We start from the raw sequence: 10645 nt of genomic DNA on the forward strand, positions 1-10645 counted from the left end.
TAGACATTTAATCCCTTAAAAAAATCACATAATTGTGCTAGGTCATTAAAGTTTTTAACTAAAACGGCAGTTTATGAACAGTTTGGTTAATTTTGTAGGATGAAGGCTATAAAGCGCATTTTCGACTTTTACCTTGATGCAAGTATACATATAGCCTTTGGGGTGTATGCCCTTGTACATATTACCGATATTACCTTGGGCTTTGAGGTAGACAGGCATTTGGCCTGGTTTCTTTTTTTTGGTTCGGTAGCCTGCTACAATTTTGTAAAGTATGGGGTGGAAGCCAAAAAGTACATTCTTGTGGCCAATCGCTATCATAAGAATATTCAATTGGTAAGTATAATAGCCTTGCTCATTGCACTCTACCACGGTTGGTTTTTGTCCTTGGAAGTCTGGTTCGGTGTTGTGGGGCTCGTGGGATTGACGGGACTGTATGCCTTACCTTTATTGCCCCATGCGAAAAACTTGAGAAGTTGGGGCGGGTTAAAAATTTTTATCGTGGCTTTGGTATGGGCCGGGGCAACGGTAATCTTGCCTATGTTGTCGGCCGAACAACCTATGACAAAAGACGTTTGGGTAGAAACCGTTCAACGTTTTATTTTTGTGTTGATCTTATTGATCCCCTTCGAAATCCGCGATTTGGCCTTTGATGCTCCTGATTTGAAGACTTTGCCACAGCGTTACGGTATTGCCAACACCAAAATCTTTGGTTCTTTTTTGAGTGTTCCGTTCTTCTTCTTGATTTTCCTAAAAAATAGTGTATCTAGTGGCGAGGCAATAGCGGCAGGTATAGTCTTTTTAATCCTTGGCTTCCTAATGTTTATTACAGGGCGAAGGCAAAATCGGTATTTCGCTTCGTTTTGGGTGGAAGCTATTTCTGTATTTTGGTGGTTTCTGTTGCTGTTGGCCACCACGTACATTTAGTCTTTTTCCTGTAATATTTCCTTCATCTTAAGCTTGTCCTGTTCCGAGAGGCTATGGAGATTGGCCTTATCGCAGAGTGAAGTAAGTTGGGTGTTTTTCTTTGTGGCCTTTGAACAGGTCTTACACATAAATAGATGAAAGCGAAGCTTTAACTTCTCGATAAAAGTGGCTTCCCTATATTGGGCCTTGTTGCAAATTATTGCAGCTTTTTCGCAAGAAATCATATTTAAAACCAATTTTGATTAAGGCAATCCATCAAGGCCGTTCTAGCTCTGTGTATCATTACCCACAGGTTAGACGGATTAATATCGAGCTCATTACAAATATCTTCGGTACTAATTCCTTGAATGGTTTTCATTGTAAATACCAGGGCCTGTTTTTTTGGTAATTTAGAGATGCAGTCTTGTATGGCGAGACCTAGTTCTTCATTTTCTATGTTGCTATTTTCAAACGAACTAAAGGGGTCGGCTACTTGTTCTTCCAACCAATCGCCTTCGGCATCACTTTGAGAGCTGTAGTTCATTCGAACCTCGGCCTTGCCTTTATTTGAATTTATCTTTCGATAATAGTCGATTACTTTTCGCTTCAAAATAGCAATTAACCAAGTACGTTCAGCGGCATCGCCCTTATAGTTTTTTGCCGATTTTAGTCCGGCCATAAAGGTTTCCTGTACCAAATCTTTTGCTACCTCCGAATCGCTTATGCGGCCGATGGCATAGTTGAAAAGGTAATCTGCATATAAATCTACCCAGTTTTCGGGCTGTAATTGGTGTTGTGCCATAGGTTTCGTGTCATTGTCAAAAGTAATGGAATTAGATTTAATGACCTTTAATTTTTTTTCATTGCTTCTAATATAATTTAATGCTGCCATATTTCTTATTTTTGATTAAACTTCTTGAACATGAAAGTCTATATATTCACCCTTTTACTATGTATGATTACTTTAGGTTGTGCTCAAAGTAAAACAAAACCTATCACAGAATTTTCACAGAATGATATAGAAAATGCGATTTTGCTGGATGTTCGTACTCCCGAAGAATTTAATGGGGGGCATTTAGATAAGGCCGTAAATATCAACTGGTTCGATGCTGATTTTGCTGAACGTGTCAATACCATCGATAGGGCGCAAACCGTTTACGTATACTGCAAGAAAGGCGGACGTAGCGCTAAGGCGGCCCAGGTGCTTGATTCTTTGGGCTTTAATGTAGTTGACCTAGAAGGGGGCTACGATGCTTATATGGCTTCTAAAAAGAATTAGAGGAGTTTATCGGCCACTTCTAACCAATTGTTCGCACGTTCAAAACCCGTAGTTCTTATATTGTGTGGAGAGGTGAACAACAGGGTTCGCCCATCGAATTTCTCAAGGTTGTAACTGCGATCGTCGATGAGCACATCGCCTAACAGAATGTGCTTATGACCGCAGAGAATACGGTTCTGCCATGGAATGAAAGAAAGGTGTTCATCTAGCCAATCGGATTTTTCCTCGAGTGAATTCGGAAACTGCATGGCGGCACTGGCTATGTATACTTCGTGCTTTTCGTTTAGCTTCCTTAATACTACCTGGGCATTTTTAATGGGTTTTAGATTGCGGAAGAAGCCTCTGTTACGGGCATGGTCGCGAACACTTTGTTGACGTTCGGGCGGCACCATACGCCAGACCTCGTTGCCGTTGCAAAGCTCTAGTGTCAGGTTTTCGCTAAACTGTTTGTTGTAAATTTCTATATGCGCACCGTATGTGTCCGCAATTACTTCGTCCATATCAACGAATATGACCATCGCTTTTTTTTTACGAAGTTCTAAAAAGCCTACGACGTAAAAAAACCTAAGGCCAAATTTGATAATGATTTAATTTGTAATTTGTAGAAGTTTCTAGGAAATAAAAAAAGAGGGCGTCCCCACACCCTCTTTTAAACCGTTAAAAAAATTATTTGATATAACCTTTTCAACCTACTTATGTTACGTAAATATATAAGAAAAAACTTACAAAACATAATTTAGGTTAATTTTTTTTTAAAATTTCAATTTATTCAAGCAGGCCGGCTCTTTCCAGTAGGGCTTCTACCTTTGGTTCGGCTCCCCTAAAGCGCTTATAGAGCACCATAGGGCTCTCGGTTCCGCCCTTAGAAAGCACGTTATCCTTGAACTTTGTGGCGATTTCCTTGTTAAAGATACCTTTTTCTTTGAAAAGGGCAAAGGCATCGGCATCAAGAACTTCGGCCCATTTATAACTGTAATAGCCCGAAGAATAGCCGCCTTGAAATATATGTGAAAAAGCCGTGCTCATACAGGTTTCCGGGGTGTCAGGATATAAGTTGGTATCTTTGAAGGCTTCGCTCTCGTGTTGCTTTACATCGGTAATACCCGATGGGTCGACGCCGTGCCAAGACATATCCAATAACCCAAAACTCAATTGTCTCAAGGTTTGCATGCCTTCTTGAAAAGTAGCCGACTCCTTGATTTTTTGTACCAATTCCATTGGAATTACTTCCCCTGTTTCGTAATGCTTGGCAAAAAGTTCTAGGGCCTCTTTTTCATAGCACCAATTTTCCATGACCTGGCTGGGCAGTTCAACAAAATCCCAGAACACCGAAGTTCCGGAAAGGCTAGGGTAGGTGGTGTCGGCCAGCATACCATGCAGTCCGTGGCCGAACTCGTGAAACAATGTGGTAACCTCGTTAAAGGTCAAAAGCGAGGGTTTGCTGGGAGTGGATCGTGTAAAATTACATACGTTAGATATATGCGGGCGTACGTTTTCACCGTTCAATCGGTATTGTGGTTTGTACGATGTCATCCAAGCGCCACCACGTTTTCCTTTTCTCGGGTGAAAATCGGCATAAAAAATCGAGATGAAGTTTCCTGAAGTGTCATAAACCTTATAGGTTTTTACCTCGTCATGATACTTTTCAATGTCGGAGACCTCTTGGAATTTTAGGTCGAACAATTTTTCCGCCACCTTAAAAACACCGTCTATTACATTTTCGAGTTTGAAATAGGGCTTTAATTTTTCGTCGTCAAGGTTGAACCGTTTTTGCTTGAGTTTTTCAGAGTAGTAGCTACCGTCCCATTTTTCCAGCCGGTCGATGGCGTCAAGTTCTTTCGCGAATGTTTCTAGTTCGGTAAATTCTTTTTCAGCGGCAGGTTTGGCCTTTACGAGCAATTCATTTAGAAACTCGTGTACTTTTTCGGGGGTTTCGGCCATGCGTTCTTCCAATACAAAGTGGGCATGTGTTTTGTAGCCGAGCAAATTGGCGCGTTCATACCTCAATTGGGCAATTTTAAGAACGTTTTCTTGGTTGTCATGTTCATCGCCGTGAAAGGCTTTGCTGCCAAAGGCCAAGGCTAGTGTTTTTCGTAGCTCACGATTTTTGGCATACTTCATAAAGGGAATGTAGCTCGGGTAGTCTAGGGTGACCAGCCAGCCCTCTTTACCTTTTGATTGGGCCAATTGGGCCGCGGCTTCTTTTTCTCCTTCGGGTAAACCGTCTAAATCGTTTTCATCGGTCAGGTGCATTTCGTACGTATTGGTCTCGGCCAGTACGTTTTCCCCGAATTTGAGTTTAAGTTGGGACAGTTCGGCGTCGATTTCACGTAGACGCTTCTTTTTGTCGTCGCTCAGGTTGGCACCGTTTCTACTGAAACTCTTGTATTTTTTGTCGAGCAGGGTCTGTTGCTCTACCGTTAGGTCTAATGAATCTCTTTGCCCATAAACCGTTTTTATGCGTTTGAACAAGGCTTCGTTCAGTGTAATGTCGTTGCTGAATTCAGATAGCAAGGGTGAAATTTCTTGAGCTATCTTTTGAATCTCTTCATTGGTTTCCGCCGAATTCAAATTGAAGAATATGCTCGAAATCCGGTCTAGTTGTTGTCCTGAAAACTCAAGGGCCTCGATAGTGTTGGCAAAAGAAGGCGCCTCCGCATTTTCGGTGATCCGGTCTATTTCGGCGCGGGCCTCTTCCATGGCCTGTAGAAAGGCGGGTTTAAAATGTTCGTTCTTTATCTGTGAAAAAGGAGCGGTATCAAAAAGGCTCAATAAAGGATTCATATGTCGTAAGATTTTTGTTGCGTTATATTTTCAAAGGATTGTTTTTTAGCTGAAAGCGGGTGTTGATCAGATCTAAAATAAAAGCGAGGCCGGCGAGAAGAAAGGATAGTGCCGCACCTGTCATAAAAGCGAAATTCCTAGTGGTGCCGATCAGTACCTTGTCTCTTACGTTTCGATAATCTTTGGTGTATTCGGCCAGATCTATGGTGCCGTTCGAATTAAGGTCAAAAGTGTCTAATTGTATTTGGTAATACTTCCATCGTAAAAATACGAGTACCAATATCAGTCCATACATCGAGAAGAACAGTAGCGAGCAGCGCCAGGCACTTTTAACGTATGGATTTTTGACTTTTGCCCTTAAAAAAAGCAAAACAAAAATGGCTACAATACTTATCAGAAAACCGAAAAGAGATGGGTAGTTCATAATAAAAAGGAGGGGTTTGGGATGTAAAGGATTACTTTTTGGTAGCTACCGATTTTGCTCCGTCGATAACCTTTTGCTTTAGCCCTTCTTTGTAGAGAATAATTTTGTCTAGAACACACTTATCGGAGCATCCGATGATCTGTGCGGCCAAAATGCCGGCGTTTTTTGCCCCGTTTAGGGCTACTGTGGCCACAGGAACGCCACCGGGCATTTGAAGGATGGAGAGTACGGAATCCCATCCATCTATGGAATTACTGCTTTTTACCGGTACACCTATAACGGGTAAAGGAGACATAGATGCCACCATACCGGGCAAGTGGGCGGCACCACCGGCACCGGCAATAATTACCTTGTAGCCCTTAGTGTGGGCATTTTTACTGAAATCAAAGAGTTTTTCGGGGGTTCTGTGTGCCGATACTATATCGACATCGACCTCAATGTCGAATCCTCTTAAAATATCAATGGCGTCTTGCATTACGGGCATATCGCTAGTGCTGCCCATTACTACGGCTACTTTGTTCATAGGGTTATTTGCTTATGACTTTTATCGTTTCCTTTACTTGTTGTGCAATCTTTCGCGCTTCCGAGATCGACTCGTTCACGATGGTAACATGGCCCATTTTTCTAAAAGGGCGGGTTTCTTTCTTGCCGTAAATATGGGGAGTTACTCCTTCCATTCCTAAAATTTCAGCCATATTTTCATAGACGACCGCACCTGTATGGCCTTCGGCCCCTACCAAGTTTACCATAATACCGGCGACCTTGCTTTTGGTATCGCCCAAAGGCAGGTCTAAAATTGCGCGGATGTGCTGTTCGAACTGGTTGGTATAGCTGGCCTCGATACTGTAATGACCGCTGTTGTGGGGTCTTGGGGCAACTTCGTTGACTAAGATCTGATCGTCTTTGGTCTGAAAGAGCTCTACGGCCAAAATGCCTACATGCTGTATCTTTTCGGAAACCTTCAGTGCTATTTCCTGTGCTTTTGCAGCTACCGCGGCATCGATTCTCGCCGGGCAAATAACGTACTCTACCTGGTTGGCCTCGGGGTGGAATTCCATCTCTACTACGGGATAGGTCTTTACCTCGCCACTGGCACTTCGGGTAACAATAACGGCCAGTTCGTTTTTAAAATCGATCATTTTTTCGGCAATGCACTCGCCGGCAGGTAAGCGATCCAAATCTTCGGTTTTGCGTATGACGGCAACCCCTTGTCCGTCGTAACCGAACTGGGCGGCCTTCCAGATAAAGGGAAAGTCTAAGGCCCCGTTCGCGATGCTGTCCTTGATTTCACTTTTATAGGCAAATCGTTGAAAATCGGCTGTGGGAATGTCATGGTCCACATAAAAGAGTTTCTGCTTGGCCTTGTTCTGAATGATTTTAAGGGCTTTGGTAGGAGGAAAAACCTTTAGGCCTTCATCTTCGAGTTTTTCAAGCGCGTCAATATTTACGTTTTCAATTTCAATGGTAAGCACGTCTACCCGTTTCCCGAAATCGTAAACCGCGTTAAAGTCCATCAGGTCGCCCAAAACGAATTCGTTGCAGGCAATTTTTGAGGGAGCTTCGTTGGAAGCGTCCATAACTACGGTGTAAATATCGAATTTGCGGGTTTCGTAAAGCAACATTTTTCCGAGTTGGCCACCGCCTAGGATGCCCAGTTTGAATTGTGAGGAAAAGTACTCCGATGAATTATCTGTTGACATGCATTTGATTTATGAATGGTGCAAAAATACGTTGAATTCTTAAAACGGAAGCCGTGTGCTTAAAAAAGCAAATTCAAAGTGTTATATTAGCCGTTCTTTAAAAAAGCGATGTGATAAAGCTACACGATAAACATTTTAAACCGTTCTTGAGCGAAGCCCAGATTAAGGCGGCCGTAAAAAAGGTGGCCGAGCAAGTTGCCGCTGACTATAAAGACGAGACACCCATTTTTGTGGGTGTGCTCAACGGGGCCTTTATGTTTATCTCCGATTTTTTAAAGGAATACCAGTATCCGTGCGAAGTCTCCTTTGTGAAGTTGAGCTCGTATCAAGGTTTGACCTCTACGGGCATTGTGGAGACCCTTTTAGATGTTTCTGAAAATATAGAGGGACGCAGTGTCATAATTTTAGAAGATATAATCGATACGGGACGTACCCTGAAAAAGTTGGTACACCTTTTTTCAAAGGCAAACGTGAAGGAATTCAGGGTAGCCAGTCTTTTTTATAAGTCCGAAGTATACAATGGTGAGTACACCATTGACTATGTGGGTATAGATATACCCGATAAATTTATTGTGGGTTATGGTCTCGATTATAACGAGTTGGGCCGAAACCTTAGGGAAGTTTACCAATTAAACCAGAAACATATGATCAATCTCGTGCTGTTCGGGAAACCGGGTGCCGGAAAAGGAACACAAGCTGAATTTTTAAAGGATAAGTATAACCTGAAACATATTTCAACAGGGGACCTTTTCCGTTTTAACATGAAAAACGATACCGAACTAGGTAAATTGGCAAAATCATATATTGATCGCGGCGATTTGGTGCCCGATGAAGTAACCATAAAAATGTTACAAGATGCGGTCGAAAAGAACCCTGAAGCTAGTGGGTTTATTTTTGATGGTTTTCCTCGTACCGTGGCCCAAGCCGAGGCTCTTGATAAGTTCTTGGCGACCAAAGACATGAAAATAGACGCGACTATCGCCTTGGAGGCCAATGATGAAGTTCTTATTCAGCGTTTGTTGGAACGGGGCAAGGTAAGCGGCCGTTCTGATGATCAAGACGAATCTAAGATACGTAACCGTTTTGACGAGTATAATGAGAAGACGGCTCCTTTAAAGGATTTTTACGAGAATCAAGGCAAGTTTCACAGTGTGAACGGCATTGGGGCCATAGATGAAATTACCCATCGTTTGGGCAAGGTTATCGAAGAACTGTAGTTTCTTCGCTATACCGTCATATTTAAGGGAGTTGAAGGGGGCAAGCCGTGGTTTAGTCCTATTTCGACTCCCTTTTTAGTTTTATAGGGCTAACTTCTAAGGGCCTGGCATGTTCAAGCTTCATGCGAAATGCCTATTTTTGCAGAAATGTTGGCTGTTGTCAATATATAATTCAGGATATTTTTATGACCGAGGGTAATTTTGTAGACTACGTTAAGATTTATGCGGAATCTGGTAAAGGAGGAAAAGGCTCTGTGCATTTGCATAGGGAGAAGTACATTACCAAAGGCGGGCCCGATGGAGGCGACGGTGGTCGTGGGGGTCATATTATCTTAAGGGGGAATGAAAACCTCTGGACGCTGGTTACATTTAAGTTTAAAAAGCATTTTAAGGCCGGTCACGGCGAACACGGTAGTAAATCACGTAGTACAGGGTCAGATGGCGAAGATGTGTATTTAGACGTTCCCTTAGGGACCGTGGTCAAAGATTCCGAAACACTCGAAATCCTTTTTGAGATTACCGAACATGGAGAGGAGCGAATCTTGGCCGAAGGCGGAATGGGCGGTCGTGGAAACTGGCATTTTAAGACCAGTACCAATCAGACCCCTCGATATGCACAGCCCGGTATTCCGGGACAAGAGGTAGAGGTCATCCTTGAGTTGAAGGTCTTGGCCGATGTCGGTCTTGTCGGTTTTCCCAATGCCGGTAAGTCAACCTTGTTATCGGTAATTACATCGGCAAAACCCAAAATAGCGGATTATGAGTTTACTACCCTAAAACCCAACTTGGGCATTGTTGAGTATCGCGATTTTCAAAGTTTTGTAATGGCCGATATTCCGGGAATCATTGAAGGGGCCGCCGAAGGAAAGGGGTTGGGCCATTATTTTTTACGGCATATCGAGCGTAACGCCACCTTGTTGTTCTTGATACCGGCCGACAGTGATGATATCGCCAAGGAGTACCAAATCTTACTTGACGAACTTAGACGGTACAATCCTGAATTGTTGGATAAAGAGCGCTTGGTCGCCATATCAAAGAGTGATATGTTAGATCAGGAACTCATTGATGAAATGACACAAGAACTGGATAAAGAATTGAAAGGGATTCCCTATATGTTCATCTCTTCCGTAGCACAACAGGGCATAACGGAGTTGAAGGACAAACTGTGGGCTATGTTGAACAACTAGCTTCGGGGCTTTTAGGGCTCAGGGTGTTGTCCTGATAAATTACCTATATTTACTTTAAATCGAGACGATGAAAAATGTCTTTACTTTTGTATTGGTTCTGTTTTTGGCCTCGTGTAACGCGATCCGGGTAAACTATGATTATGATAAGAATACCGATTTCACCAATTATAGCACGTACAACTATTATCCGGATATGGATACGGGATTGAGCGAACTCGATGCCAAACGCCTATTGGATGCCGTAAACTCCGAAATGCAGTTGAAGGGCATACGTTTTTCGGAAGACCCTGATTTTTTCATCAATATAGAGAGCAATTCGTTTCAGGCGCCCAGGAGTAATACTGTGGGAGTAGGTGTCGGGGGTACGGGCCGCAGTGTAGGTGGTGGCGTATCGGTAGGTATACCCGTTGGGCAACCTAAAATGGAACGCGAAATACGTTTCGATTTTGTCGATACCAAAAAAGATGAGCTCTTTTGGCAAGGCCAGGGCCAAAGCACCTTCAAGGAAAACATAAGCCCTGAAGAGCGTGAGGAAAAATTGCGTGCCTTGGCCGCCAAGGTTTTTTCAAAATATCCCCCCAAAAAATAGAGAGCGGTTAGCTTCTTAGAAACAAGTATCTCCCCTAGTGTTAAAAACTTTCCTGTGTAGGTAATTTATTATTCCATATTTTCGAACCTTCTTTCAATTCGTGTTTTCCGGGCTACAAGCAAAGAGCCTGTGATATATGTGTTGGAAGGCTGTTTTCAACCCCCCAAAATGAACTTAAAAAGGAGATTTTCCTAATGTCAAAGCGTGCCCTTTATTATATTGATAACCATAAGATCGAAGTGGTGCATACTTTTTTTGGAAAGGAAAAAATCCTTCTGAACGGCAAGACCGTTTCTAAAAAAGCATATGAAGTAGGGGTAGAGCATTTGTTTACGATTGGGGAAAACAGGTATCGCATCGCCCAGCGTGACATATCCTACGGTGAGAAATTGAATCGTTTTGAGATTCGAAAGAACGGCTCACCCGTATCGTTGGTCAATAGACTGTCCCAAAAGCCGTCCCATCAGCTGTTTATTATGGTCGTTCTTTGTGGTCTGGGTACCGGCTTTATTTTGGGCGTTGTCCTCTATAAGATACTCTGGCCTACTTCAGGCGTGTAATT

At 42.9% G+C, this 10645-nt stretch carries 13 protein-coding genes; 6 read left to right on the top strand and 7 right to left on the bottom strand.

Going from position 1 to position 10645, the window contains the following annotated elements; genetic code table 11:
* The first annotated feature begins 99 nt into the window (after positions 1 to 99).
* A complete protein-coding gene (locus ZOBGAL_RS11690; protein ID WP_013993816.1) occupies positions 100 to 924 on the top strand; it encodes a UbiA prenyltransferase family protein in 825 nt (274 codons plus the stop codon).
* Here the strand turns inward: ZOBGAL_RS11690 and ZOBGAL_RS11695 are convergent.
* Together ZOBGAL_RS11695 and ZOBGAL_RS11700 are read right to left on the bottom strand one after the other, a co-directional pair.
* On the bottom strand, positions 921 to 1148 hold the full coding sequence (locus tag ZOBGAL_RS11695; RefSeq protein WP_013993817.1) for a hypothetical protein: 228 nt from the start codon (positions 1146 to 1148) through the stop codon (positions 921 to 923). The two genes, ZOBGAL_RS11690 and ZOBGAL_RS11695, sit on opposite strands and share 4 nt — an antisense overlap.
* A 2-nt stretch (positions 1149 to 1150) precedes the next feature.
* Positions 1151 to 1705: a sigma-70 family RNA polymerase sigma factor gene (locus ZOBGAL_RS11700; RefSeq protein ID WP_046287897.1), complete on the bottom strand. Its 555-nt coding sequence runs from the start codon at positions 1703 to 1705 to the stop codon at positions 1151 to 1153.
* A gap of 120 nt (positions 1706 to 1825) precedes the next feature.
* On the opposite strand from ZOBGAL_RS11700, the gene ZOBGAL_RS11705 reads away from it, so the two are divergent.
* Entirely contained in the window at positions 1826 to 2182 is a 357-nt protein-coding gene (locus ZOBGAL_RS11705) for a rhodanese-like domain-containing protein (RefSeq protein WP_013993819.1), read from the top strand.
* Here the strand turns inward: ZOBGAL_RS11705 and ZOBGAL_RS11710 are convergent.
* The 5 genes from ZOBGAL_RS11710 to ZOBGAL_RS11730 form a co-directional block, all read right to left on the bottom strand.
* The gene (locus tag ZOBGAL_RS11710) at positions 2179 to 2700 is read right to left on the bottom strand and encodes a 5' nucleotidase, NT5C type (RefSeq protein WP_013993820.1); all 522 of its coding nucleotides are present in this window, start codon (positions 2698 to 2700) and stop codon (positions 2179 to 2181) included. The two genes, ZOBGAL_RS11705 and ZOBGAL_RS11710, sit on opposite strands and share 4 nt — an antisense overlap.
* Before the next feature lie 247 nt (positions 2701 to 2947).
* Positions 2948 to 4966 carry a M3 family metallopeptidase gene (locus ZOBGAL_RS11715; RefSeq protein ID WP_013993821.1) on the bottom strand — a complete coding sequence of 673 codons (2019 nt, stop codon included), beginning with the start codon at positions 4964 to 4966 and terminating at the stop codon, positions 2948 to 2950.
* Positions 4967 to 4988: 22 nt separating this feature from the next.
* Positions 4989 to 5390: a hypothetical protein gene (locus ZOBGAL_RS11720; protein ID WP_013993822.1), complete on the bottom strand. Its 402-nt coding sequence runs from the start codon at positions 5388 to 5390 to the stop codon at positions 4989 to 4991.
* Between the two features lie 31 nt (positions 5391 to 5421).
* Positions 5422 to 5913: a 5-(carboxyamino)imidazole ribonucleotide mutase gene (gene purE / locus ZOBGAL_RS11725; protein WP_013993823.1), complete on the bottom strand. Its 492-nt coding sequence runs from the start codon at positions 5911 to 5913 to the stop codon at positions 5422 to 5424.
* A 4-nt stretch (positions 5914 to 5917) separates the two neighbouring features.
* A complete protein-coding gene (locus ZOBGAL_RS11730; RefSeq protein WP_013993824.1) occupies positions 5918 to 7090 on the bottom strand; it encodes a 5-(carboxyamino)imidazole ribonucleotide synthase in 1173 nt (390 codons plus the stop codon).
* Between the two features lie 110 nt (positions 7091 to 7200).
* Between ZOBGAL_RS11730 and ZOBGAL_RS23050 the strand changes: the two genes are divergently transcribed.
* The 4 genes from ZOBGAL_RS23050 to ZOBGAL_RS11750 all read left to right on the top strand — a co-directional run bounded on the left by ZOBGAL_RS23050 (position 7201) and on the right by ZOBGAL_RS11750 (position 10643).
* The gene (locus tag ZOBGAL_RS23050) at positions 7201 to 8307 is read left to right on the top strand and encodes an adenylate kinase (protein WP_013993825.1); all 1107 of its coding nucleotides are present in this window, start codon (positions 7201 to 7203) and stop codon (positions 8305 to 8307) included.
* Between the two features lie 185 nt (positions 8308 to 8492).
* The gene (obgE, locus tag ZOBGAL_RS11740; protein WP_013993826.1) at positions 8493 to 9494 is read left to right on the top strand and encodes a GTPase ObgE; all 1002 of its coding nucleotides are present in this window, start codon (positions 8493 to 8495) and stop codon (positions 9492 to 9494) included.
* Positions 9495 to 9561: 67 nt separating this feature from the next.
* Positions 9562 to 10083 (top strand): DUF4136 domain-containing protein, encoded by a 522-nt coding sequence (locus ZOBGAL_RS11745; RefSeq protein ID WP_013993827.1) that lies wholly within the window; start codon positions 9562 to 9564, stop codon positions 10081 to 10083.
* Between the two features lie 194 nt (positions 10084 to 10277).
* Positions 10278 to 10643 carry a hypothetical protein gene (locus ZOBGAL_RS11750; RefSeq protein ID WP_013993828.1) on the top strand — a complete coding sequence of 122 codons (366 nt, stop codon included), beginning with the start codon at positions 10278 to 10280 and terminating at the stop codon, positions 10641 to 10643.
* Positions 10644 to 10645 lie beyond the last annotated feature (2 nt).

The organism is Zobellia galactanivorans, from assembly GCF_000973105.1.
GTDB classification, from domain to species: Bacteria; Bacteroidota; Bacteroidia; order Flavobacteriales; family Flavobacteriaceae; genus Zobellia; species Zobellia galactanivorans.